The following is a 24,927-nucleotide window of genomic DNA, read 5'->3' as shown; positions in this document are numbered from 1 at the left end:
GTTGACGGGCAGCGCCGAACAGCTGACTGACAGTGCCGAACAGCTGACTGACAGTGCCGAGCAGTTGACGGGCAGTGCCGAGCAGTTGACGGACGTGCGGCCTCAGGTCGGCCGAGGAGGGGACAGCCTGAGGTCGGCCAGCGAAGTGTCGGCTTCAGGGCAGTTGGTGGATCGCCAGCGGCAGCACGGTGCTCGCCCCGGCGATGCCGAGGAGTTGTGCCGCCACGGTGACCGTCCAGCGGGTGCGGATGGTGTCGTCCACCAGCAGCACCGGTCCGGACAGCTCGACGTCCTGCTTGGCCCGCATCCCGGTGAGCAGGTCACTCACCCGGGTGGCCGAGGTGGTCTCGTCCCGGGGCGGCGGGCCGCTGACTTCGAGCGCCTCCACCAGCGGCAGCTTGCCCACCTGCGCCAGGTGCGCGGCCACGGAGCGGACGAGCTGCGGGTAGCGCCGCGACGGCATCGGTACCACGGCAGTGGGGCGCTGCCACTCCCGCGCCCACCGAGAGAGCACCGCCACGCTCGCGGTGAGGATTTCCTCCGGTGCAGGCTGGTCGTGCCGCCACAGCGTAGCCAGCGTCTCCGCCCAGGCCGGGTCGTCAGCGAAGGCGATCGCCCGCCCTTCGGCGATCCCGCTGATCTTGCCCTTGACCTGTGGGGTGCGCGGCGGCCAGAGCTTGCGTGCCTCGACCCGCACGTCCAACCCGCGGAAGAAGGTGCGCGCCGCCGTCACGGTGTCCTCGCTCGGCCGGGCCCCCGGTTCGGGGAGCCGACCGTCGCAGACGGAGCACCGCCCACACGGCTGCGGGTCGGGATCGTCCAGAGCCTGCTGGAGGAACTGCATCAGGCAGCCCTCGCCGTGGGCGTACCGGCGCATCAGGTCCGCCTCGGCCGCGCGCACGGACCGGAGCTCGTCCCACTTCGGTGCGTCGAAATGCCAGGGCTGCCCGGTGCCGACCCAGCCGCCCTCGACCCGGCGCACCGCACCATCCACGGCGAGGATCTTCACCAGAGTGGACAGCCGACCCGGGCGGATCCCGGTGGCCGAGGAGAGTGCCGTCTCCGACATCGGCTCCAGGCCGTGGGACGGCTCAGGTTCCGCGCTCGCGGCCCAGTCCGCCTCGTCCTGCCCCGGTGCACCGCCCGGGCGTGGGCCCAGCTCGGTCAGCACCTTGTCCGCCTGTTCCGGGTCCGGGATACCAGCGGTGGCGAAGTACTCCCAGATCCGTTCGTCGCCGGCCGATGGCACCAGCACGGCAGTGGCATCCGGCAGCGCTCGCCCGGCACGGCCTACCTGCTGGTAGTACGCCACCGGGGATGCCGGCGAGCCCAGGTGGACGCAGAACGCCAGGTCCGGCTTGTCGTAGCCCATGCCCAGTGCGGAGGTCGCGACCAGGGCCTTCACCCGGTTGTCCCGCAGCCGGTCCTCCAGCTCCTCCCGGTTCTGCGTCTTGCCGGTGTAGGCGGCCACGTCCAGCCCTTGGTCGGTCAGGAACGCGGTCACCCGGTCCGCCTCGGCGACGGTGAGCACGTACACGATCCCGGACCCGGGCAGCGTGCGCATCGCCTCGGCCACCCACGCGTACCGCTCCAGCGGGGACAGCCCGGGCACCACCGCGAGTCGCAGCGACGCCCGCGCCAGTGATCCGCGCAGGGTCACCGTGTCCTCGCCGAGCTGGGCGGCCACGTCAGTGGTGACGCGCTGGTTCGCCGTCGCCGTGGTGGCCAGTACCGGGGTGCCGGGAGCCAGCTCGAGCAGCGTGCGGGTGAGCCGCTGGTAGTCCGGGCGGAAGTCGAAGCCCCAGTCGGAGACGCAGTGCGCCTCGTCGATCACCAGCATGCCCACCTGGCCGAGCAGCTCGGGCAGGCGGGCGGCGAACCGCGGGTTGGCGAGCCGCTCCGGAGAGATCAGCAGCACGTCCACCTCACCGGCCGCCAGGGCAGTGAGCACCTGATCCCACTCCTCGAAGTTCGTGGAGTTGATCGTCGCTGCCCGCAGACCGGCTCGCTCGGCGGCGGCGATCTGGTCCCGCATCAGCGCCAGCAGCGGCGAGACCACGAGAGTAGGTCCCCCGCCAGCCGCCCGCAGGGCCGCTGTCGCGCCCCAGTACACGGCCGACTTACCCCAGCCGGTCGCTTGCACCACGAGCACCCGCCGACGGCGATCCACGAGTTCGGTCACGGCCCGCACCTGGTCCGGGCGTGGGGTGGCATCCTCCCCGGCGGCGGAGCGGATCGTGGTGGCGAGGATCTCGGCGGTGTTGGTCATCGGTCCCTATCCTGCCTGCCGATACCGACAGCGTGTGCCTATCCTGTGGATAAGCACCCGCTGGTGCGGTCGGTTCAGGTCACAGCTGGCGCCGGGCGACGGCTCCGATCAGACCGAGACCGATCAGCAGGACTGCCAGTGCCGCGGGCAGCCACGGGGTGAAGCTGACGCCGGTCTCGGCCAACGAGTCCGCGCCTGCGCTACTCGGCGCCGGCCCGCCATCGCCCGAGACGATCTCCACCGGTGCCCAGCCGAGCAGCGCGCCGTCCTCGGCCTGGATCACCAGCTGGTGCTCACCGATCTCGGTAGCGGCGGGGATCGTCACCTCGATCGTGCCCGCGGCGCTCACCTCACCCGTGGTCAACAGCACCGGGTCGGAGTGCAGCCACACGTGCACGACGCTGCTGGCGGCACCGGGGGTAGTCACGGTGATCGTCTCACCCGGTTCGGCCTCGGCCGGGGCGCGCACATCGCCGCGGGAGTCATCGGTCAGCTCGCCGGCCGGTGTGGGCTCAGGCCCAGGGCTGGTCTCGCCGCCGGGGTTCTTCCCGCCGTCGCCTTCCTCGCCAGGTACGCCATCCTCGCCTTCCTCGCCAGGTACGCCATCCTCGCCTTCCTCGCCAGGTACGCCATCCTCGCCAGGCACGCAGTCCGCGCCGGGCGCGCTCCGCAGCGAGACCCCGTCGTGGGCGGTATCGGAGATCCACAGCACCGTCGGCGTCGTCTCCGGACTCACCTCGCACCACTCGATCGCCAGCCCCTCGTTCGTGAAGCTGGGGTTCATCCCGGTGGGGGCGTGGTGATCGCTCTGCCAGGTGAGCTGACCGTCGACGAACGAGAACAGCGAGTGCCGGTTCTCACACGCTTCGTCGCACAGCGCCCACAGCTCGTTTCCGCCGGCACGCCAGTCCATCCCCATGATCACCGGAACCGACTCGCTAGCCTGCGCGGACTGCAACAGGTGAGCTCCGCCGTCGGCCTCAAGCACCACCAGGTGCAACCCACCGGTCTGCTCCACAGCGACGACGAACACGCCGCCGAAGTGCTCACCGTAAGCAGCAGGATCGTAGCGCTCGCCGTCGGCGTCGCGCACCCCGAGCTCGGTGGCCTCGGCATCGGAGATCCACTCGATACCCTCCAGGCCCGCGTTCGCGCCGAGCGTCCCGGTGATGTCGGTGAGGTTCCACTCGCCGGTGGTGGTGCTCGCGCCGTCATCGCCGAGCTCGACCCGGAGCACGGAGGGCCGGCTGACGTTGCTGGCGTCGTTGTTCCGTTCGGTGGACAGGAAGACCGCGCCGTCCCCGGCCACGGTCATCCCTTCGGCGTCCGGGGTGCCGGTGCCGTCGGGGTACCGGGGTACCCAGGAGGAAGCGATCGTGAACGTCTGCCCGTCGCGGGCCAGCTCGAAGATCTCGCCGTCGTCGTTGTTCACGGCGTAGACGGTGCCGTCGGCGGCGATGTCCATCCCGGACATGTCCTCACCCCAGGTGCCGGGGGCAACAGCCTCGTGTACCTCGTCGCCGAACGGCCACGGCTCGGCGTTGATCACCGGCTGGTCGAGCTCCTCGCAGGTGTTCACCAGCTCGAAAGTGCCGGCGGATGAGTTCCGAAAGTCACCGGTCATGTCCGGGCAGCGGGCGATCGTCGTCGGCGAGTGCGCTTCCCAGGCGAGAGAGGCCACCACCGTCCCGCTCGCGTCCCGCACGGTGATCGAGTCGGGGTCGCCGAGGCCGAACGCCGGTTCGGTGAAGATGCCCAGGTAGCCGCCGGACTCGATCGTGGTGCCTTCGGCGAGCACGATCGGCTCGTGCGTGGGGTCGCCGTCGATCAGGGTCCAGCCGGACACGTCAGCGGTCCGGGTGGTGTCGGTGTTGGCCAGCTCCACCCAGTCGCCACGCACGTCACCGTTGCTCTCCACCTCGTTGATCACGACGGCGGAGCCTCCTTCTCGCGCCACGTTGGCTGAGCCTGGGGTCGGTCGGGTGTCGACGAACTCGCCGGTCCCGTCCGGGATGCGGCCTTCGGTGACGGCGTGCTCGGTCCAGGCGTAGGTGTCTACCAGGCCGAGACCGTCGGCGAGGTAGAGCCGGATCTCGTCGTTCTTGCCGAGCCCGAACCCGTCGTCGGTGACGTCGGTCTCGATGATCAGGAACGCGCCGGGCTCCAGCGTGGTGCCGTCGGCGATCGCCAGAGTGCGCAGATCGTCGTCGTCGCGCAGGATCCAGCTGGAGAGGTCCACTGCGTCGGTGCCAGTGTTGGTCAGCTCGACCCAGTCCTGGCCGTCGTCGGGGTCGTCGGACATCACCTCGTTGACGGCGATGGTCTCCTCGGCGTCGTAGTAGGCCGGTGCCTCCCGCTCGATGTTCGCGGCGCCGGGAGTGGGCTCGGTGTCGACGAACTCGCCGGTGCCGTCCGGGAGGCGCCCTTCGCTGAACGCGTGCTCGGTCCAGGAGTAGGAGTCGATCAAGGTACTGCCGTCGGCGGTGAACAATCGGGCGGAGTCCTCCGCACCGAGGCCGAAGCCGTCCGGGCCGGCGCCGGTCTCGACCACGGCAAAGGCACCGGGCTCGATCACCGTGCCTGCCGGCAGCCTCACGCGGTGGTCGTCTGCGTCGTCGCGGACGATCCAGCCGGAGATGTCCACGGTTTCGTTGCCGGTATTGGTGAGCTCGACGAAGTCGGCGGCGTCGTCAGCGCTGTTCGACTGCACCTCGTTGATCCGGATGTCGGTATCGGCCGCATAGGCGGGAGCGGTGAGTGCGAGGCTGCCGGCAACGGCGACGAGCGCAGCAACGCAGAGAGGGCGACGGCGCACGAGGGCTCCTTGAGGTCGGGGACGTCTGATCGTCCCGGCGGCGGCGGAACAGGGTGTGGCGCCAGTGCAACGTTGACCCCAACGTGGAGTGAAGCGGGTTGAAATTCTCGGCCGGCCGGCCGAGGTTCAGCTCTCGCCCGTATCGTGTCCGCAGCGCGCGCCGTATGGATCGACACCACCGAGGAGGACCACCGATGGGAACCGACCAGGAGGTCACGTTCGCTGGAGCAGGGGGTGTCCGGCTCTCCGGGGTGCTGGACCGACCAGACGGCGAGACGGGTGCTGTGGCCCTGTTCGCACACTGCTTCACTGGGGGTAAGGACTTCGCCACGTCCAGGCGGATAGCCGATGCTCTGGCCGAGCGCGGAACGGCGGTACTGCGCTTCGACTTCACCGGCCTCGGGGAGTCCGGCGGTGACTTCGCCGACTCCACCTTCACCTCCAACATCGTGGATCTGGTGCGGGCTGCCGACTACCTGCGCGACACCATCGGTGCGCCGAGCCTGCTGGTCGGGCACTCGCTCGGCGGCGCCGCCGTGATTGCGGCGGCCGAGCGCATTCCGGAGGCGCGTGCGGTCGCCACGATCGGGGCACCGGCCGACCCGGCCCACGTGATGGGCATGCTCGCCGAGTATCGGGAGGAGATCGAGGCCGCCGGCGAGGCTGAAGTGCATCTGGCCGGACGCACGTTCCGGGTCGGCAAGGAGTTCCTCGAGGACGTCGCTGGGCAGCCCCAGACGGAGCGCCTGGCACGGATGGAATCCGCCTTGCTGGTGCTGCATGCCCCCGGCGACGACGTGGTCGGGGTGGAGCACGCCGCCAGGATCTTTACCGCGGCACGGCACTCGAAGTCTTATCTGAGCCTGGACGATGCCGATCACCTGCTGCGCCGGCGCGCGGATGCCGAGTATGCGGCCGCGATGATCGCGACGTGGGCGCAGCGCTACGTGCCGTCAGAGGGGGCGGCTAGGTGTGAGTCGTGGATGGGGTGACTGCACGTGTGCGCAGGTTCGCGGTCCTCGACTGTGGTGTGATTTTGACGTACTGGGCACGTCAAAACCACACCGTAACGGCTGCCACACCACAAACGTGACCCCAGCGCGTCTCCACCGCGAGGTAGGCGTCGGCAGGCTCGCGTAGGCTCCGCCTGGATGGATCTCTGGACTGAGTTCGCGGCACGAGTGACGCCGACGAGCGCTCTCAGCCTGGATCGGGCGACGCTGCTGATCGTGGGAGCCGTGAGCGTGGCGATCATCGTGATCGGGCCGGTGTGGCGAGTAGCCCGGCTCGGGGTGACGTTCGTGCATGAACTGGGCCACGCCGTCGTCGGCATCGTGTGCGGGCGGAAGTTCACCGGGTTCGTGCTCCGTCAGGACGCCTCCGGGCATGCGGTCACCAGGGGGCCGACCCGTGGGCCGGGGCGGGTGCTGAGCACCTGGGCCGGCTACCCCGTACCGGCGATCATCGGTGCCGCGCTGGTGGCGGCCGCATTGCGTGGCTGGGCTGCGCCGGTGCTGACTGTTGCCCTGCTCATCACGCTGATGGCGTTGATCCGGGTCCGCTCGTTCTTGACGGCCGTGGTGACGGTGGGGGTGATTGCCGGTCTGGGCGCACTCTGGTGGCTGCGCGCGGACGACTGGCAGGGCTGGGTGCTGTTGGTGGTCGGCGGCACTCTGGTGGTGGGGGCGTGGCGGCACCTGGGCGCAGTGATGGCGAGGCCGTCGAGCACGTCGGACCCGGCGGTGCTCGCTGCCCTGACGCGGGTACCGGTGCTGCTGTGGAACGTCAGCTTCGCGCTGGTCTGCGCGCTGGCGAGCTGGTTCGTGGTGGTGCAGGTACGGGCGGTCTGGCCGGGGTGATCAGGCCGCGGTGGAGGCGGTCGGGGCCCGTCGGGGGGTGGCCTGGCCGCAGGTGGGGGTGGCCTGGCCGCAGGTGGGGGTGGTCGACCCGCGCCGGAGGCGGTCAGCCCGCGCGGCGGGAGCGGCCAGTCCCGCCGCACTGCCGGGTCAGCCGTCCCAGCCATGGGCGCGCAGCACCCCGGCCACGTCCGGCCGGTGATAGCCAGGACCCTTGAGCACCTTGCCGTCCTCGCGCAGGATCGGCTCTCCGTCCGCGCCGAGCTTGGACAGGTTCGAGGACTGGATCTCCGCCAGTACCTCGGCCAGCGGGATCCCGCACTCCAGTGCCATGCCGTAGAGCACGTACACCAGGTCACCGATCGCGTCGGCAGTCTCGACCACGTCGCGGGTGCCGTCGTCCAGGCTGGCGGCACGGGTGTAAGCATCGTCCATCACGGCTTGGGCGGGGGTGCCGTACACCGCGCCGACCAGCTCGGCGAGCTCTTCGGCGATCAGCGCCATCCGCATCGGGATCCGGTCGCTATCAGCATGCGGTGCGGCGGTACGCACGGGTACCCGGTACACCTCGTGGAACACCCGCACCAGCCCTTCCGGGTCGGACCCACTGGCCGACGTGAGATCGCCACCTGGGTGAGCTCCGCCGTCGGGAAGGGGAAGATGACCGACCCGGCAGTGCCAGTGGCCGCCGGAACGGAGCTTGGCGAGCACGGCCCGCTGCAGCGAGGAGTCCTGCGGGAGGCTGTCCAGGTCGATATCGGAGCCGTCCCGGTGGGTGCCGCGCCGGGAGAAGACGAAGAACATCACGTCCGCATCGCCGGGCCGGAGCTCCTCGGTGAGTCGCCAGCGGCGCCCGAAGTCCGCGATGGTGGAGGACTGCGGAAGCACCTCGGCCAGTTGCGGGTCGAGCAGCCAGCTCGCGCAGTGCAAGCCGAGCAGTCGCAGCTCCGGGAAGTGCCGGGCGAAGAAGTCGGGGGCGCGCGCGAGGGAGGCGTCGACCAGTTCCGGGGCGAACGAGCCGGCCCGGGGGATGTGCACGGAGGCGAGGATGCCGCCGTCGGCCTGCTCGATGGTGAACTGCAGGCGGCCGAGCCAGTACAGCCCCCCGGTCCAGGCGTTCAGCAGCCAGTCGTGAGTGTGCACGCCGAACTCGCCGAAGGTGAGCCGGTGAACGGCGATCTGCTGGCCCAGGTCGGACAGCGACCGCCAGGAGATCGCGTCGGCGATTCCACGGCCGCGGTGGTAGGTACGCACTTCAGGGACGGTGGCCAGCAGGGTGCAGATCGCGAGCATCGGTTCGCCGGCCCAGTCACCGTCTCGTGCCCAGACCGAGCCGGGGATCTCGCCGAGGAGGTCGCCGATCCGGTCTCGGACGGCGCCGGTGAGTTCGGCGATCCTGGCCAGGGCGGCGTCGTCGCTGCGGGTGCGGGCGACGAGGGCGAGTGCGTCGTAGGCGTCCTGGTCGGCGAAGCCGAGGAGGACCAGAGTCTCCGGCAGGTCGGGGGAGCTGAGGCGCTCGCGGACCTGGTCGACGGTCAGGGCGCGGGTCATGCGGGCTCCTCGGGTACTGCTGCCTCGGGCGGATCGGGTGGGCTGGGCGGATCGGGCGGGCCAGGCGATTCAGGTGGGTTGGATGGTGCCGGCGGACTGGACGGCTCAGGCGGTGCTGGGTCCTCTGGCGCGGTCGCTGCTTCCACCCGGTCCACCAGAGTGGTCAGTGTGTCCACCGGGGTGTCGAGGCCGGTGGGAGTGACGGTCTGCCCGAATGCGCGGGCGGCCACTCGGGCAGTGCGCTCGCGTTGCTGGGCGGCCAGTGCGTCCACCTCCGCGCCGAGCGCTGCGGCTCGGTCGGCCGCCCCCGGCTCGGTGGGGTCCAGCGCTCCAAGCTCGGCCTGGATCTCCAGCACCCGGCGGCGGAACGTGACGATATCCATCGTCAGTGAGACTAACGGGGTGTGCTCAGTGCGTCGACGCACACGAGCCGGCGGCGGCTGCGTAGCCTTCGGCCGGCTGTGGTGGGGGATCCGGAGCCGGGAGCGGGCTGTGATGGAGCCGGCGGCAGCGGGCGGGGTTTAGGTCGCCAGCGACCAGGCGTCGGGCCCAGCGCTCTCGTGCCGGTCGGTGTTGATCAGGGTGCCGTCCGGCCGGGTGAAGATCCAGACGCCGTCCTGCCGGGTCATGCTGATCGACCGGGCGTCGACCACGGTGTGATGGTGGTAGCAGAGCAGCGCGCCGTTGGTCAGATCGGTCGGTCCGCCGTCGGACCAGTGCACGCGGGCATGGTGTGATTCGCAGATTGAGGGTGGTGCCGTGCAGCCGGGCCAGGTGCAGCCGCGATCGCGGGCGATCAGGCCTCGACGTTGCGCCGGGGTGAAGACCCGGTGGGTGCGCCCTTGGTTGATCACCTCGCTCTCCGGTGAGAAGAGCACGCGATAGACGTCCCCGCAGCTGGCCAGCCGGCGCAGTAGCCCTGGTGGAACCGGGCCGGTGCCGTCGTCGAACATCGGCGGGGGCTCGTTGAGCCGGGCCTTCCAGTCGATCGTTGTCAGCTCTGCCAGCGCGGCCGGGTCCCAGTCGCCGGCCCTGGTCCGATGCCGTGGTGGCACCGGCTCGTGCCGGGTGGATCGGCCTTCGGTTTCGGGTTCGGCTGCGTCTGCGGCTGAATCACAATCCGGGTCAGCTGGTCGGCGAGGTTCGGAATCTGGCTCCGGTGCTGGCGCCGGTCCTGGCCCTGGTGCCGGTCGCGGCTCCGGCCCTGGCGCCGGATCTGGCCCCGGCTCCTCGGCCGAATGCTTGGTCCGGCTGGGCGGCGAGGTGTCCGGGTCCGCAGGTGCAGTGCGCCGCCCGTTGCGAGAGGCGCCGGCCTCGCGCAGAAGACGCTGGAACTTCGTGGGGCTGATGAGGACGCCGAGGTGGGGGCGGACGGAGGCGTGGGTGCCGGCCAGGCCTTGGTCGAGGACGAGGTGGGCGAGGTCGGCGAGAGCTTGTGCGCGGCGCTGGTCGGCGGTGCGCTGGTCATCGGGCGCGGGCGGGGTCATCACGGCATCCATGGCGGTGCGGACCAGCCGACCGTTCTCTTCAGTGAGGAAGCCGGACAGGTGCCAGCCGTCCAGGGTGCGGACCAGTTCGACGTACTCGCGTTCTTTGGCTTGGCGGTAACCGCGGTCATCGGCCTCGGGGTCAGCCACCTGAGCGAAATGCTTCCCCAACCGACGCACCTGATCGGGTCGCATCTGCCGGGTCTGCTCGAGCAGGAACCTCTCGACGGTCACCGACTGTGTCTGCACCCCGGCAGGGGAGTCCACACCGTCCCCGGACTGGTCCTGCCCGGGTGACTCGGCTGATCCCGGTGCACCCTCGCCGTCGGCAATCGGACCCTGTTGATCCTCCAACTCGACCTGCTCGTCCAGGGCGGCGACCCGAGCGGCTGAGGTCAGTGCGGTGGCAGCGAACGCGTGCACCTGGTCCGGTCCGACCTCTCCGGCGCGCAGCGCGGCCCCGAACTGCGGGATCTCATCCCGCAGTTGACGGGCCAGTCGCACGGTCTGGCGCGCATTGCCGTAAGACATGCCGTGCGTGTGTGCGATATACGACGCAAAAGTGCGCGGCCGAAATGTTGAGGTACTCCATAATCCATCGGTCTCCTCGACCGCTAGCCACTGGTAACGCTTGCCGGTCAGCCTGGAGCACGCCCGGTGTACTCGCACACTCGCCTCACCCAGCTCGGTCCCGGTGTGCTCATCGCGTTCGTCCTGGATATCGCCAGTGGAAACCGCACCACAAAGCGCTTCTAGTGCCGCGATCTTGGTCGGAAGGTCGGCGCCCAGAAGATCGCCGAGCGAGGCGTCCAGCGAGAGGTCCGCGCCGATGGTGGAACCTGTCATTGCTGTTCACCTCTCCCGGTGTAGTCGTGTGCTCGTACATAGATTCTACGAGAGGTCACCTAGTAAGGAAAGCCTCGACATGCAATTGTTATCGAAATGTGGATAAGGGAGTGTTATCCACAGATTTCCATAAGTATGGGGGTCTAGTACGCAGAATGTCGGTGGCGCGTGATAGTGGCGAGCGCTGCCTGCCATGCCGCAAGGAGCGCACCTCGGGCCATCTGGGGCGGCCACACGTACGGTGCGCTCGCGCTGCTCGGCGGCGGAATGTGACGATGCCCCTCCGCCAGCGAGGCAGCCTCCGGCCCGAGGGCGGCTGTCCGCGATCGTCGACCACACTGTGGCAACCTTGACCGCGAGTCGGGCCGTCCAGCCATGATGGAGCGATGATCGAGAACGCACCCGCACTCGTCCATGAGCTCGATCGGCGCAAAGCAGCGCTGGCGGCATCCCCAGGAGACACCACGACCGAGATGGCGGTCTGGGAATCTGCCGCCCAGCTCGGGTTGTGGCACGTCGTGAACCGCGGCACGAAGGAGGATCCCCGGCCGAGCGGCTTCGACATCGATGGCGTCGGCCGACTGATCGGCGTCTACAGCACGCGTGAACGGGCGGGCGCCGTCGCGGGCGAGGACGGCACCGTCCTGGCCGTGCCGATGCCGCAGGCGCTGGACTGGCTCGGATCCTTCGTCGAGCAGGGCGTCGCCGGGATCGTCCTCGACCACCCGGGCCCCTGGACCCCGCTGCCCAACCTGCCATTCTTCAAGAAGTGGGTACCGCAGGCGCAGACGGCGGTGGGCAGCGGGCCGATCGTTCTCGCCCCCCAGGTAGAGGCGGCGGCCGATGCCTACGCGGCGGACAAGAGCGACCAGAACTACGCCGCAGTCGTGCGGCAGGTCGCAGCCGACAAGCTGTTCGTCGTCCTCGATCCGCAGGGCGACGGCAGCACGCCGACCAGCATCGTCAACGGTCGGGGTGAGCGCATCGGGCTCGCCTTCACCGACTCCTCCCGGGTCGAGACGCTGTACGCCGGCAAGGCCGTCCAGGTGACCGAGCGCACCGGCGCAGATCTGCTGCGGATGGTCGGTGAGCAGTTCGACGTCCTGATCCTGGACCCGCAGTACCCGTCGTCCTTCGCCGCGACTCCCGAGTGGATCACCAAGGTCCTCGACGGCGGTGAGCCCGCCTCGAAGAAGCGCTCCCGCTGGAGCTTCCGGGGCCGCTGATCCGACCCGACCGCGTTCGCGAGCCGCGGTCTCGTCGCGATCGTGGGCGCCGCGCGGAGGCCATGATCCGCGTACGGTATGACCAGACCCGTCGCCCGCCAGAGGAGCTGTAGTGACCACCGCCCCGATCGACGCCGCCGGTACCCGCGCCTGGGCCGGCCTGCATGCCCACCAGGACTCGCTCACCCCGGATCTGCGCGGCTGGTTCGCTGCCGAGCCCGACCGTGCGCAGCGGTACAGCTTCCGCGCCGCCGACCTGCATGTGGACCTGTCCAAGAACCTCATCTCCGACCGCACCGTCGAGCTACTGCTCCAGCTTGCCGACGAGGTAGGTCTCGCCGGCCGGATCGAGGAGATGTTCTCCGGCGCGCACATCAACGCGACCGAGGACCGCGCCGTGCTGCATACCGCCCTGCGGCGCCCGGCGGGCGCCACGCCCCCGCTGCACGTGGACGGCCAGGACGTGGACGCGGACGTGCACGCTGAGCTGGACAAGATGTACGGGTTCGCCGAGAAGGTCCGCAGCGGGGAGTGGACCGGGGTCACCGGGAAGCCGGTGCGCACCGTGGTGAATATCGGCATTGGCGGCTCCGACCTCGGCCCGGTGATGGCCTACGAGGCGCTCCGCCCTTACGTGGCCGATCACCTGGAGGTGCGGTTCATCTCCAATATCGACCCCACGGACGTAGCCGAAACCACCCGGGACCTCGACCCCGAGACCACGCTGTTCATCGTTGCCTCGAAGACGTTCGGCACCCTCGAGACGCTCACCAACGCCCGCCTGGCCCGGGAGTGGCTGTGGGAGAAACTGGCCGCCGCACACGCCCTCGGCGAGGGAGGCGAGGCTCGTAGCGCTGCGGTGTCGAAGCATTTCGTGGCTGTCTCCACCGCGCTGGACAAGGTGGCCGACTTCGGTATCGACCCGGCGAACGCCTTCGGGTTCTGGGACTGGGTCGGCGGCCGGTACTCGGTGGACTCGGTGATCGGCACGTCGCTGGCGATCGCGATCGGCCCGGAGCGGTTCGCGGAGTTCCTGGCCGGCTTCCACGCCGTCGACGAGCACTTCCGCACCACCCCGCACGCGCGCAACGTGCCGGTCCTGATGGGCCTGCTGAACATCTGGTACGTGAACTTCCTCGGCGCCGAGAGCCACGCGGTCCTGCCCTACGCCCAGTATCTGCACCGGTTCCCCGCCTACCTCCAGCAACTCACGATGGAGTCCAACGGCAAGGGGGTGCGCTGGGACGGCAGCCCGGTCACCACGGACACCGGTGAGATCTTCTGGGGCGAGCCGGGTACCAACGGCCAGCACGCCTTCTACCAGTTGATCCATCAGGGCACCCGGGTGATCCCGGCGGACTTCATCGCGATGGCCAATCCCGCCCATCCGCTCAGTGATGGTGGCACCGACGTGCACAGCCTGTTCCTGGCGAACTTCTTCGCCCAGACCAAGGCACTCGCCTTCGGCAAGACCGCCGACGAGGTGCGCGCCGAGGGCACCGCTGAGGAGATTGTCCCGGCGCGGGTGTTCACCGGGAACCGGCCGACCACTTCGATCCTTGCCCCCGAGCTCACCCCGAGCGTGCTCGGTCAGCTGATCGCGCTGTATGAGCACATCACCTTCGTGCAAGGCGTGGTCTGGGGCATCGACTCCTTCGACCAGTGGGGGGTGGAGCTCGGCAAGCAGCTGGCCCTGCAGGTCGCACCTGCGGTGACCGGCGATGCGGTCGCGCTAGCCGAGCAGGACTCCTCCACCCGCGCGCTGATCGAGGAGTACCTGAAGCTGCGACGGTGAACGGTCGGCAGGAGCCGATGCCCGACGGCGGAACTCACCGGGAGGGGATCGTGTCACCAAACGCTTGAGCACCGGTTGGCAGGCTGAGCACCGACATGTGCGTACTCAGCCTGCAAGAACATCATCAGACGGCTGTTCAGCCCGGCACCTGAGCCTGCGCCACCGGAGCCCCCGTCTCCTCCACCCGCACCCGTAGCAGCGCCGGATCGCCAGCGACCTGCCCCTCGGTGGTCACCCACAACTGGTTGCCGCCGACCGGCCCGAACGCCGTACAGGTGGGGTTCTGCACCGGCAGATCGAGCCGGCCGAGCGGTTCACCGTCCGGGCTCAGCCGGACCACGCACCGCCCGCCCCAGATCGCCAGCCACCAGCAGGACTCAGCGTCCTGGCACCAGCCGTCCGGCAGCACACCACTGTCCGGATCGAACCGGACCCACGGCCGGGCACTGACCACAGTGCCGCCAGCGACCACACACGCGTAGATCGCGTAGCGGAACGAGTCGATCAGCAACATCTCGCTGCCATCGGCGCTGAAGCCGATACCGTTCGGAAGCCGTACGCCACTGACCGCCTCGGTGAAAACGAACCGATCGCCGTCGACCGTGGCACGCAGCACCATCCCCTCCCGGTCCTCCCCGGAGATCGCCCCCAGCCACAGCGAACCGTCCGGTGCCACTGCGGCATCGTTGAACCGCCCCGGCAGGTTGCCCGGGCTGCCGAGCGATTCGCCCAGTCCGGGACCGCCCAGACCGGCACCGTCTGGAGCGGCACTGTCTGGAGCGGTACTGTCCGGACCAAGGCGATAGACGCCGTCGTCCGCAGCCACGACCAGACCGCCACCCACAGCCGGCCGCAAGGCCGAGAGATACCAGCTCGCACGCACGACAGTCTGGGCCTGCCCGTGCTCGTCCAACCGGTGCAGCCTGCCCGCGGTGATGTCGCACCACCAGATGGTGCCCTCGTGCCACAGCGGGCCCTCCGCGACCTCGGCCGGCTCGGGCACCACCACCTCGACGTCCGCCCGGATCGCCGGCAGCGCGGCAAGGTCCACCGGTGCGGTACCACTCAGGTCGACAGAACCGAGATCCAGGCTCATCGCGCGGTCAGCCCGCCGTCGAGGACCAGACCGGTGCCGGTGATGAACCTGGCGGCGTCGGACGCCAGGTACACCGCCGCTGCCGCGATCTCCGCCGGTTGCCCTAGCCGGCCCATCGGCTGGCGCGCCACCAGCTGTTCGCGCCGGGCCTGCGGATCCGGGGCCTGGGCCATCAGCCGGCCCACCCACGGGGAGTCCACTGTGCCGGGGTTCAGCCAGTTGCACCGCACCCCGCTGTCCGCATACTGCGCGGCGACCTGACGGCTGAGCGCGATCACCGCGCCCTTGCTGGCCGAGTAGGACGCCCGGTCCGGGACGCCGACCAACGCGGCCGCCGACGCCGTGTTGATGATGGCGCCGTCCTGCTGGGGGAGCATGTGCCGCAGGGCGTGCTTGGTGCCGAGGAAGACCCCCTTCGCGTTCACCGCCATGACGGCGTCCCATTCCTCCGCGGTGCAGTCCAGCACGTTGGTGGTCGAGCCGTTGCCGGCGTTGTTGCAGACCACGTCGAGGTGACCGGCCGAGGCGGCGACGTCGTCGAACAGGGCCGCGACTGCCTTCTCGTCCCGCACGTCGAGGGCGTGCACGGTGACCGCGTCGATCGCCTCCTGCGGCGGGTTGAGGTCGCACAGGTGCACCTCGTCGCCGAGGTCGGCGAAGGCGCGGCACATCTCCCAGCCGATCCCGGAAGCGCCGCCGGTGACGATCACGGTACGAGTCATGACTGCTCCTGTTCCTCTGCCGGTGGTCGGCCACCTTCTGCAGGCTGCCGGTGCTCTTCTGCCCGCGACCACGGGTGCCGCAGCACGGTCTCCTCGGTCGCCTCGAGCTCCAGCACACGGTTCCACTTCGCGGTGCGCTCGGAGCGGTGCGTCGAGCCCACTTTGAGCTGGCCGGCATCCCAGCCGACCGCCAGGTCCGCCACCCAGGAGTCCTCGGTCTCGCCGGAACGTGCCGAGACCACGGTGCGGTAGCCGGCGCCCTTGGCGATGCCGAGCACCTCCTGGGTGCGGGTGACCAGCCCGTTCTGGTTCACCTTGATCAGGATCGACGAACCGCACCTGGAAGTGACCCCGCGGCGCAGCCGCTCAGCCTGGGTGACGAACAGGTCATCCCCCACCAGGTCGACGCGGCTGGCCAGCTCCCGGGTAGCCAGCTGCCAGCCGGCCCAGTCGTCCTCACCGAGCGGATCCTCGATCGACCGGATCGGGTAGCGCCGGATCCAGCCGGCGTACATGGCGACCAGTTCCTCGGCCGAGAGCGTGCGGTCCTCGGTGGCCAGGTGATAGCCGCGGGAGGTCTGGAACTCACTCGCCGCAGCATCGATGGCGAATCTCACCTGGCCTCCCAGCTCGAGCCCGCTGGCCTCGACGGCCTCACACAGCAGGTCCAGTGCCGCCCGGTTGGAGCCGAGCGGGAGACCGAGCCCGCCTTCGTCCGCCACCAGGTGCGCCTGCGGAAACCCCCGCTGTTCGGCGACGGTGCGCGCAGCGGCCCGGATCCGGCTCACCCACTCGATCGCCTCGGCGAACGTCTGCGCACCCTCGGGGATCACCAGGAAATCCTGCAGATCGATCGCGCCGGCAGCGTGCGCCCCGCCGGAGACGATGTTCACCATCGGCATCGGGAGCGGCAACGGACCCTCGGGCCGGAGCATCCGGGCGAGCGGGATGCGCTCGGCGTCGGCGGCGGCCAGGACCGCTGCCAGCGACACGGCGAGCGTGGCGTTCGCGCCGATCTGGTCCGCGCCGCGCTGCTGCCACACCTGGTCGATCGCGCGGTCGACCGCCGCTGCGTCCGTCGCCGGGAGCCCGTGGGTGGCCGGGGCCAGATACTTCTCGACGGCGTTGATCGCCGTGCGTACTCCCGCTCCCGCATATCGTGAGCCGCCATCGCGCAGCTCGAGTGCTTCATGGCTCCCGGTGGAGGCGCCGGAGGGGACACGTGCTACGCCGATTCCGCCGCCGGCCAGGTCCACCCGGCAGGCGACGGTCGGCCGGCCACGGGAGTCCAGGGCCTCCCAGGCGCGTACCTGCGCGATCGTGGCTGTGCTCATCCTGTGCTCCCGTCGGTGCCGATCAGATCGAGGTAGCCGGTCAGGCTATCGGTCTCCTCGAGCAGCGCCCGGGTGGCCTGCCGGCGGACGAGCTCCACCTGGGCGGCGGTGAGGTAGCCGACCTTCGAGACGCCGTCGACGCGTGCCAACATCAGGGCCGCGCAGTGGGCGACCAGGTGTACTTCCGGCAACGGTTCGTGCACCGCCGCTCGAGCGCGCGATGCTCCGGTCCGGGGTGCCCCGGGTCGCGGTGTTTGCGGTGCTGCCGGCTGGCAGTACGCGCGCCAGAACTCCTGGGCCGCGGTGCGCAGCTCAGTACGTTCCGGATCGAGACTCTTCAGCAGCAGGTGAGTGAGCAAGAACGCGACATCGAACACCGGGTCGCCGAGCACAGCGCACTCGCTGTCCACCAGCCACCACTCGGTGCCAGGTCCGGCCGGGCGAAGGATGTTCTTCGGGGACAGGTCCCCGTGCACCAGGCAGGTCTGCGCGGTGAGCAGTCCGTCGGCGAGCTGGTGCAGACGCTCGGCGATCCGGCCACCGTGCTGGTCGGCAACGTGACGGTAGAACGGGTCCAGCCGGAGCGCGGTGAAGTCTGCGGTCGGGGCGAAGCGTTGCCGGTCCGGGGCCCCGGTGGGCCATTCGGCGGCTGTTGTGGCCTGGTGCCAGAGTCGCACCTGGTGACCGAGCGAGCGGGCCACCTGCTCGGCCTCGCTGGCCGGCTGCCCCGCCAGCAGCTGTTCCTTCCAGGTGTGCCAGGCCTCCGGAGCAGCCTGCATCGCCAGCAGGAGCTCGTCTCGATCACAGTCCAGGACCGCCGGTGCATGATCCGCACTGATCCGGTGCAACGTACGCAACGCGTCCGCTTCAGTGAGGATCCGGCGCGGGTCCGCCTGCCACACGGCCGGGACGTTCAGCTCCGCGAGGGCCTGTTTGAGCACCAGGCTCCGGTCCGGCCCATCCAGTCGCAGCACCGTCCCGGAGACCCCGCCAGCGAGTGTCCGCACCTGTGGGGCGGGACCGGACCAGATGCCGCGCTGTCGCAGGTGGCTCTCGATACGGGTGGTCGACCAGCCGGAGAGCGGTTCAGTCATTGCCGGGCGGCCTTGTCCACGGCGGACACTGCTGGACCAGTCTGCTCAGCAGCCGGGTGGCTCCCGACCTCTGATCGACCATGATCCTCCGTCTGTTCGGACATCGGTGAAACTAAGCGCTCGGCATGACGATGTCAAGATACGGTAAAGCGCCTCGGGGCGATGCTGCCGTCCCGCTCTCGGCCATGCGTCGCACGTGATGGTAGAAAGGTAGACTCGAGATGCGCACGGTAGAATCTCGTGATGAGCCTGAACATCAAGAATGAGCGAGTGCATGCGCTGGCCCGCGAGGCAGCGCGCCGGACCGGCCGGACTCAGACCAGTGCCATCGAGGCGGCGCTGGAGCGCTATCTGGACGAGTTGCCCCGTGACGACGGCGCGGCGAGCCGGGGCCAACGGCTGGACCAGCTTCTGGCGGATGTCCAGACGCGGCTGCGCTCCGCCGGTGAGCCTGCCCTCGACACCGAGGAACTGTACGACCGCGCCGGTCTGCCCCGATGATCGTCGACACGTCCGCCATCGTCGCGATCCTGCGTGGAGAGCCGGAGACGGCCGAATTCCGTACCGCGATCCAGCGGGCGGCGACAGTACGGATCTCCGCGGCCAGTTATCTGGAGCTCGGCATAGTGCTCGACCGGGTAGGTGATCCGGTCCTGACCAGGCAGCTGGACGAGGTCCTCGATGCACTAGGCGTGACGGTCGCCGAGGTCAGCCCGGAACAGGCCCGGCTCGCGCGGGCCGCGTATCGGGACTACGGATGCGGATCTGGCCATCCTGCGCGCCTGAATTTCGGGGACTGCTTCAGCTACGCGCTCGCAGCGGTCGCCAGAGATCCGTTGTTGTTCAAAGGTGACGACTTCGGCCACACCGACGTACGGCCGGCCCGCTGACACGGCGCAGGCCGCCGACCTTCTGTCGTCAACTGGAGCGGGTGACGGGAATCGAACCCGCGCCGTCAGCTTGGGAAGCTGAAGTTCTACCATTGAACTACACCCGCATGAGGTACAGCGAGGCCAGCGTACCTGACCTCACGCCGTGCTTTCACCTCCGCTAACCAGCCCGCGAACGTGACTCTGCGCGGACTCGCGGGCCGATGCGGCCCCGCGATCGAGCGCTCGGGAGCGTGGGGCGGGCGTTCGCGAAACCGGGGGAGAGGTTCGCCGGGACGCGGGCCGCTCGGCTACCGTTGCCTCGTGCTGCTCTCCGACCGCGACATCCGAGCCGAGCTGACCTCCGGACGGGTCGGGCTGGACCCCTTCGACGAGGCGATGATCCAGCCCTCCAGCGTGGACGTCCGCCTGGACCGCTACTTCCGGCTGTTCGATAACCACAAGTACCCGGTGATCGACCCGGCTGCCGACCAGCCCGAGCTCACCCGGCTGATCGAGGTCGACCCCGGAGAGTCGTTCATGCTGCACCCGGGGGAGTTCGTGCTCGGCTCCACGCTGGAGCAGATCACCCTGCCCGACGACGTCGCCGCGCGGCTGGAGGGCAAGTCCTCTCTCGGCCGCCTCGGGCTGCTCACCCACTCCACTGCGGGTTTCATCGACCCGGGCTTCTCCGGGCACGTCACCCTGGAGCTGTCCAACGTCGCCACTCTGCCGATCACCCTCTGGCCCGGGATGAAGATCGGGCAGCTGTGCTACTTCCGGCTGTCCAGCCCGGCCGAGCACCCCTACGGCACGGGCGCCATGGGATCGCGCTACCAGGGGCAGCGCGGGCCCACCGCCTCCCGCTCGCACCAGAACTTCCATCGCACCGAGATGGAGCAGTAGGTGACCGGGGACGCCGGTGGCCCGAGCCTGGACCTCACCCGGTCCCGGCACCTGTTGGCAGTGGCCGACGACGTCAGTGCCGAGGAAGTGGAAGCGCTCGTCCTCTCCCGGTACCCGGACGCGATCCGAACCGAGCCCGATGTGCTCACCCTGGCCGGCGGCGTGCACCTGTCCGGGCCGTTCCCGCTCGACGGCGCAGGTCACCGGGATCTCGGTCTGCCGGCGTGGGCGGACGGTACCTATCTGCTCACCTGCCCACAGGACCGCGGCCGGCCGGTCCCGGCCGAGCTGGCTGCCACCGGTGGTCTGCTCGGCGCCTTCGCCGCCGGGGAGGTGCGGGGCCGCGAGCGGGAGACGCTCGAGCTGCTGCTGGCGATGGGCCGGCGCCTGGGTGCGGTGGTACGCACCAGCACCGGGCACGTGCTCGAGCCCGAGGAGTGGGCCGGGGTCGATCTGACCGTGTACGCACCGGTCTGGCTCTACCCGGACGCACTGGTGCACGTGCTCACGCCGGTACTGCCCGGGGTCCAGGCGCTCACCGATGTGCAGCTGCCCGATGCTCCGCTACCTCCTGCCACCGGCCGACCAGGTGGCGGTGCCGACCTCGACGACGGTGAACGGGCCTGGCTGCACGCCGAGGCCGATGCGTACGACGCACACACGTTGGCGCAGCCGGAGGTGCTGGAGTCCTACGGCACGATCTGGCACTACCCGAGCGGTGGGGTGATCACCGCATCGGTGGCCGCCGCGGACGTGGCCCCCGTGGTGCTCGCCGGCTTGGACCGGGTGGGGGAGGGCATGCTCAGCTACGAGCTGCGCTGGTACCCGGCCGACCCTCAGCAGTGGGACCGCGAGCCACCGCCGACGGCGTTGCGCACCGAGTGCGCCGACGCGCGGGAGCGGATCGAGGCCGCCGCGCGCGCCGTGCTCACCGCGGTCGGTGGCCAAGCCACCGACGACGACGGTTTCCTGGTCCAGCCTTGACGATCCCTCCCTCTCCCCCCACCACCACCCACGGGTCGTCAGGTGAGGGGTGCGCTCTAGCGCACTCTTCACAGGACGACCCGTAGGTGGGGAGGCCACCCGTGACAGATGTCAGGGGCAGGTCGTGACACCCGCCCCAGGGTCGCGCCCCCGCCCCGGCGCACCGTGGAGGCATGAACACCACCACCGCTCCAGTACCCACGCGGCAGACCCTCGACACCGGCCCGTCCGCCGTCGACCTGACCGCCGCGACGAAGAGCTTCGGCCACACCCACGCCGTGCGCGGGGTGGCCCTGCACGTCCGGCCCGGTGAAGTGGTCGCCCTGCTCGGCCCGAACGGTGCCGGCAAGACCACCACGCTCGACCTGATCCTCGGCCTGAGCACCCCGACCACCGGCCAGGTGAGCGTCTACGGGATGACGCCGCGCACCGCCGTCGCCCGCGGACTGGTGGCCGCTGTGCTGCAGACCGGCGGGTTGCTGCCCGATCTGACCGTGAAAGAGATGGTCACCTACACTGCCTGCTTGTTCGCCCAGACCCGACCAGTAGCCGAGGTGCTGGACCACGCCGGGATTATCGGGATCGCGGGCCGCAAGGTCGGCAAGTGCTCCGGCGGGGAGCAGCAGCGCCTGCGGTTCGCGATGGCCCTGCTCGCCGACCCGGCGCTGCTCGTCCTGGACGAACCGACCACCGGGATGGATGTGGCGGGCCGCCGCCGATTCTGGCAGTCGATCCGCACCGACGTCGACGCCGGCCGCACAGTGCTGTTCGCCACCCACTACCTGGAAGAGGCCGACGTCTACGCCGACCGGATCGTGCTGATGGCCCGCGGGCTCGTGGTGGCCGACGGCACTACCGCCGAGGTGAAGGCGCTCGCCTCCGGGCGCACGGTGCGCGCCACGGTGCCCGGTGGTCTGCCCACCGACGAGTTGCACCGCCTCGGCGACGTGCCCGGCGTGGACACGGTGGAGGCCCGCGGGGAGAGCGTGCTGGTGCACACGGCCGACTCCGACGCGGTGGCCCGCTACCTGCTCGATGTCACCACGGCCTGCGACCTGGAGATCACCGCCCGCGCCCTGGAGGACGCGTTCGTCTCCCTGACTGCGGCGCCAGCCGCCGCGGCCGCGCCCACCCGGTCGGCCGCGCCGGCGCCCACTTCCACGAACGACTCTTCCACCGAAGGGACCGACCGATGACCGCCACCGCCGCCACCCCAGCCGCGACGCCGCCCGCCCAGCCCGTGCTGGAGCGTCCCGTCCCGCGCTGGGGCGGCTTCTCTGCCCGGTTGTTCGCGCTGGAGCTGCGCCGACTGCTGCGCAACCGGCGCACGGTGATCCTCATGGTGGTGATGCCGGTCGCGCTGTTCCTCATCGCCAGCAGCTCCGTCGGCGGCAGCGGGGACGTCGGGCACGGCAATGTCGCCGCCTACATCCTGATCTCGATGGGCGTCTACGGCGCGATGCTCGCCACCACCAGCGCCGGCGCCATGGTCGCCGTCGAACGCTCCCGCGGCTGGACCCGCCAGCTGCGACTGACCCCGCTGACCCCGATGGCCTACATCCTGCTCAAGGCGTGCTGCGCCGTCGTGCTCGGTGGCCTGTCCGTGACCGCGGTCTACCTGGCCGGGGCGATCAGCACCGGACCGCAGATGGCCGGTTACCTCTGGCCGCTCACCGCTGCGATCGCGCTCGCCGGATCCCTGGTGTTCGCCGCCTTCGGCCTGTTCCTCGGCTACCTGCTGCCGAGCGAGAACGTGATGCAGTTCCTCGGCCTCGGGGTGGCCGCGATGGCGTTCCTCGGCGGCTTGTTCTACCCGATCCCGGCCGGCAGCACGCTGGACCTGGTGGCCTCCTTCACCCCGATGTATGGGCTCGGCCACCTGGTGCACGCGCCGCTCACCGGGGCGGCGGTCCAGGTCACCTGGGTGGTCAGCGTGGTGGTCTGGTTCGCGATCTTCGCCCTCGGTGCCATCTGGCGGTTCCGCAAGGACACGGCGCGCGGGTGAACAATGGCAAGGTGACCGCGTCGCCGGACAGGACGACCACCGGCCAGGTGTTCGGCACCTGGGCGGTGGTCGGCTTCTCCGCGATCTGGCTGGTGTTCCTCGCCGACCCGATATCCACCGCCTGGGCTGCGCGGCACACCACAGCGGGCATCATCGGCCTGATCGCCACGTGCTGTGTGGCCTTGCTCTACCTGGCGGCCTGGCTGGTGCAGATCCGCCCGGGCTGGGTCGGAACCTGGGTTCGCGGCCACCCCGTGGCCAGCGGGAGCTGGTCGAGCGCCACCCCCGCCGCCCGGGCCCGCTCGATCGCGGTGATCGCCGTGCAGCTGGTGCTCGCTGCGGTGATGATCGCGACCCTCGGGCAGCCGGCCACCGCGGCGTTGCCGTTCGTCGGGGTGCTGATGATGCTCTGGCTGCCCCGGGTGGTGGGCCCGGTGGGCGTCGTGCTGCTGGTGGCGGCGGTCGGCGGGCTGGAGTGGGCGGTGCCGGGCTGGCAGCCGGGATTCGGGGTGCCGCTGTCCATCGCGGCCTCCGCGCTCGCGGTCTGGGGGATCCAGACGATGCGTCAGCGCACCCGCGCGCTGATGGACGCCCGCGCGGAGAACGCCCGGCTCGCCGTGGCCGAGGAACGGCACCGGATGGCCCGCGACCTGCACGATGTGCTCGGCCACTCGCTCACCGTGATCACCGTGAAGATCGAGCTCGCCGGCCGGCTGCTGGACGTGGACCCCGACCGTGCCCGCACCGAGCTGGCCGGTCTGGAGCGGCTCTCCCGGGACACGCTGCACGATGTTCGCCGCGCAGTGGAGGGCTACCGGGATCTGAGCCTGGCCGGGGAGCTGGTGCGCGCCCGAGAAGCCCTGGAATCGGCGGACATCCTCGCCCACCTGCCCTCCGCCGTCGACGAGGTGCCCACGCAGGTGCGGGACCTCTATGCCTGGGCCGTGCGGGAGGGGATCACGAACGTGATCCGGCACTCCGGGGCGAGTACCTGCACTGTGCAGGTCACCCCGGAGCGGCTCACGATCGTCGACGACGGCGCAGGTCCGGGGGTCGGCGTGAGGTCCCGCGGCGCAGCCGGTCAGGTGGGCGAAGGCGGGGGCCTGGCCGGCCCGGTGGCCGAGACTGGCGCCGTGGTCGCAGGAGCGGGAGCAGACGCCGGCGGATACGCAGGCGCAAGCGGATACGCGGGTGCAGGCGCGGATGCAGGTCAGCCCGGCGGGGGGAACGGGCTGCGCGGCCTGGTGGAGCGGGCCCGGCTCGCCGGTGCCGTGATCCTCACCCGCGAGGTGGATCCGCACGGGTTCGAGCTGACCGTGCAGGTGCAGCGATGATCCGGGTGCTGCTCGCCGACGACCAGTCCCTGGTCCGCGGGGCGGTGGCGGCGCTCCTCGGCCTGGAGGCAGACATCGAGGTGACCGGTGAGGCCGGCGACGCCGCGGAGGTACTCGGCCTGCTGACGGCCGCCGCTGTGGACGTGGCCCTGGTGGACGTGGAGATGCCCGGGATGGACGGGATCGCGCTGACCGCCGCGATCAAGGCCGAGCACCCCGGTGTGCGGGTGCTGATCGTCACCACCTTCGGCCGGCCCGGTTACCTGCGCCGGGCGCTGCGCGCGGGGGCGGACGGGTTCGTGGTCAAGGACACCCCGGCCCGCCGGCTCGCCGACGCGGTCCGGCGGGTGCACGCCGGGCTGCGGGTGGTGGATCCGGTGCTCGCCGCCGAAGGGCTGGTGGCCGGCGAGTCGCCGCTCACCGCCCGAGAGACCGAGGTGCTTCGGGAGGCCGCCACCGGTGGCACCGCAGCAGATGTCGCCCGGGCGCTGCATCTGACCGAGGGCACGGTGCGCAATCACCTCTCTGCCGCAATCGGCAAGACTGGTGCGCGCACTCGCGCGGAGGCTGCTCGGCTGGCACAGGAGAACGGATGGTTGTAGTCCTCGCCGATGCGTCCAGCCGGTGAGCACCGGCCTCGGCACCCTGGGGCAATTGTTAGTATTGGGACCGGCCCGCTAGCCGCTTCGGGGCGGTGCGGCGTGCCATTTTCCCCATCCCGAACACAACTGCACCACT

The 24,927-nt window shown here is 70.3% G+C and carries 21 protein-coding genes and 1 tRNA gene; 12 read left to right on the top strand and 10 right to left on the bottom strand.

Annotated elements, in window-relative coordinates:
* Positions 1-154: 154 nt before the first annotated feature.
* A complete protein-coding gene (locus tag FU260_RS22005; protein WP_147918994.1) occupies positions 155-2,269 on the bottom strand; it encodes a RecQ family ATP-dependent DNA helicase in 2,115 nt (704 codons plus the stop codon).
* Between the two features lie 79 nt (positions 2,270-2,348).
* Positions 2,349-5,084 carry a lamin tail domain-containing protein gene (locus FU260_RS22000; RefSeq protein ID WP_147918993.1) on the bottom strand — a complete coding sequence of 912 codons (2,736 nt, stop codon included), beginning with the start codon at positions 5,082-5,084 and terminating at the stop codon, positions 2,349-2,351.
* Positions 5,085-5,278: 194 nt separating this feature from the next.
* Here FU260_RS22000 and FU260_RS21995 point away from each other — a divergent pair, with 194 nt between their 5' ends.
* The gene (locus FU260_RS21995) at positions 5,279-6,076 is read left to right on the top strand and encodes an alpha/beta hydrolase family protein (protein WP_147918992.1); all 798 of its coding nucleotides are present in this window, start codon (positions 5,279-5,281) and stop codon (positions 6,074-6,076) included.
* Positions 6,077-6,235: 159 nt separating this feature from the next.
* Positions 6,236-6,943: a M50 family metallopeptidase gene (locus tag FU260_RS21990; RefSeq protein WP_147918991.1), complete on the top strand. Its 708-nt coding sequence runs from the start codon at positions 6,236-6,238 to the stop codon at positions 6,941-6,943.
* A gap of 147 nt (positions 6,944-7,090) precedes the next feature.
* Here FU260_RS21990 and FU260_RS21985 read toward each other — a convergent pair whose 3' ends face one another.
* From FU260_RS21985 to FU260_RS21975, 3 genes are all read right to left on the bottom strand, one after another.
* A complete protein-coding gene (locus tag FU260_RS21985; protein WP_168211909.1) occupies positions 7,091-8,491 on the bottom strand; it encodes an acyltransferase domain-containing protein in 1,401 nt (466 codons plus the stop codon).
* A complete protein-coding gene (locus FU260_RS21980; RefSeq protein ID WP_147918990.1) occupies positions 8,488-8,874 on the bottom strand; it encodes a hypothetical protein in 387 nt (128 codons plus the stop codon). Before FU260_RS21980 ends, FU260_RS21985 begins: the two co-directional genes overlap by 4 nt.
* A gap of 138 nt (positions 8,875-9,012) precedes the next feature.
* Positions 9,013-10,824 (bottom strand): HNH endonuclease signature motif containing protein, encoded by a 1,812-nt coding sequence (locus tag FU260_RS21975; RefSeq protein WP_147918989.1) that lies wholly within the window; start codon positions 10,822-10,824, stop codon positions 9,013-9,015.
* A gap of 386 nt (positions 10,825-11,210) precedes the next feature.
* On the opposite strand from FU260_RS21975, the gene FU260_RS21970 reads away from it, so the two are divergent.
* Together FU260_RS21970 and pgi are read left to right on the top strand one after the other, a co-directional pair.
* A complete protein-coding gene (locus FU260_RS21970) occupies positions 11,211-12,050 on the top strand; it encodes an SseB family protein (protein WP_147918988.1) in 840 nt (279 codons plus the stop codon).
* Positions 12,051-12,162: 112 nt separating this feature from the next.
* Positions 12,163-13,845, top strand: a complete 1,683-nt coding sequence (gene pgi, locus FU260_RS21965) for a glucose-6-phosphate isomerase (RefSeq protein ID WP_147918987.1) — start codon at positions 12,163-12,165, stop codon at positions 13,843-13,845.
* Positions 13,846-13,981: 136 nt separating this feature from the next.
* On the opposite strand, the gene FU260_RS21960 is transcribed toward pgi, so the two are convergent.
* The 4 genes from FU260_RS21960 to FU260_RS21945 are packed head-to-tail and all read right to left on the bottom strand — an operon-like array spanning position 13,982 to position 18,091.
* Positions 13,982-14,941, bottom strand: a complete 960-nt coding sequence (locus FU260_RS21960; protein WP_147918986.1) for an SMP-30/gluconolactonase/LRE family protein — start codon at positions 14,939-14,941, stop codon at positions 13,982-13,984.
* Positions 14,938-15,663, bottom strand: coding sequence for an SDR family NAD(P)-dependent oxidoreductase (locus FU260_RS21955; RefSeq protein WP_147918985.1), 726 nt, complete (start codon positions 15,661-15,663; stop codon positions 14,938-14,940). The genes FU260_RS21960 and FU260_RS21955 overlap by 4 nt, the downstream gene beginning before the upstream one ends.
* The gene (eno, locus tag FU260_RS21950) at positions 15,660-16,997 is read right to left on the bottom strand and encodes a phosphopyruvate hydratase (protein ID WP_147918984.1); all 1,338 of its coding nucleotides are present in this window, start codon (positions 16,995-16,997) and stop codon (positions 15,660-15,662) included. The genes FU260_RS21955 and eno overlap by 4 nt, the downstream gene beginning before the upstream one ends.
* Complete coding sequence (locus FU260_RS21945; RefSeq protein WP_147918983.1) at positions 16,994-18,091, bottom strand: phosphotransferase family protein; 1,098 nt, start codon at positions 18,089-18,091, stop codon at positions 16,994-16,996. The genes eno and FU260_RS21945 overlap by 4 nt, the downstream gene beginning before the upstream one ends.
* A 243-nt stretch (positions 18,092-18,334) precedes the next feature.
* Between FU260_RS21945 and FU260_RS21940 the strand changes: the two genes are divergently transcribed.
* On the top strand, positions 18,335-18,592 hold the full coding sequence (locus FU260_RS21940) for a type II toxin-antitoxin system VapB family antitoxin (RefSeq protein WP_147918982.1): 258 nt from the start codon (positions 18,335-18,337) through the stop codon (positions 18,590-18,592).
* Positions 18,589-18,981: a type II toxin-antitoxin system VapC family toxin gene (locus tag FU260_RS21935; protein WP_147918981.1), complete on the top strand. Its 393-nt coding sequence runs from the start codon at positions 18,589-18,591 to the stop codon at positions 18,979-18,981. Before FU260_RS21940 ends, FU260_RS21935 begins: the two co-directional genes overlap by 4 nt.
* Positions 18,982-19,014: 33 nt before the next feature.
* On the opposite strand, the gene FU260_RS21930 is transcribed toward FU260_RS21935, so the two are convergent.
* A tRNA-Gly gene (locus FU260_RS21930) sits at positions 19,015-19,088 on the bottom strand.
* A gap of 196 nt (positions 19,089-19,284) precedes the next feature.
* Here FU260_RS21930 and dcd point away from each other — a divergent pair.
* The 6 genes from dcd (at position 19,285) to FU260_RS21900 (ending at position 24,791) form a co-directional block, all read left to right on the top strand.
* A complete protein-coding gene (gene dcd / locus FU260_RS21925; RefSeq protein ID WP_147918980.1) occupies positions 19,285-19,866 on the top strand; it encodes a dCTP deaminase in 582 nt (193 codons plus the stop codon).
* A complete protein-coding gene (locus tag FU260_RS21920; protein WP_147918979.1) occupies positions 19,867-20,850 on the top strand; it encodes a hypothetical protein in 984 nt (327 codons plus the stop codon).
* A 173-nt stretch (positions 20,851-21,023) separates the two neighbouring features.
* Complete coding sequence (locus FU260_RS21915; protein ID WP_147918978.1) at positions 21,024-22,046, top strand: ABC transporter ATP-binding protein; 1,023 nt, start codon at positions 21,024-21,026, stop codon at positions 22,044-22,046.
* Complete coding sequence (locus tag FU260_RS21910) at positions 22,043-22,855, top strand: ABC transporter permease (protein ID WP_147918977.1); 813 nt, start codon at positions 22,043-22,045, stop codon at positions 22,853-22,855. The genes FU260_RS21915 and FU260_RS21910 overlap by 4 nt, the downstream gene beginning before the upstream one ends.
* An 11-nt stretch (positions 22,856-22,866) precedes the next feature.
* Positions 22,867-24,189: a sensor histidine kinase gene (locus FU260_RS21905; protein ID WP_147918976.1), complete on the top strand. Its 1,323-nt coding sequence runs from the start codon at positions 22,867-22,869 to the stop codon at positions 24,187-24,189.
* Positions 24,186-24,791, top strand: a complete 606-nt coding sequence (locus FU260_RS21900) for a response regulator transcription factor (RefSeq protein WP_147918975.1) — start codon at positions 24,186-24,188, stop codon at positions 24,789-24,791. The genes FU260_RS21905 and FU260_RS21900 overlap by 4 nt, the downstream gene beginning before the upstream one ends.
* Positions 24,792-24,927: the final 136 nt, after the last annotated feature.

Source organism: Ruania zhangjianzhongii (assembly GCF_008000995.1).
Taxonomy (GTDB): domain Bacteria; phylum Actinomycetota; class Actinomycetes; order Actinomycetales; family Beutenbergiaceae; genus Ruania; species Ruania zhangjianzhongii.
This window is presented reverse-complemented; position numbering and strand designations above follow the sequence as displayed.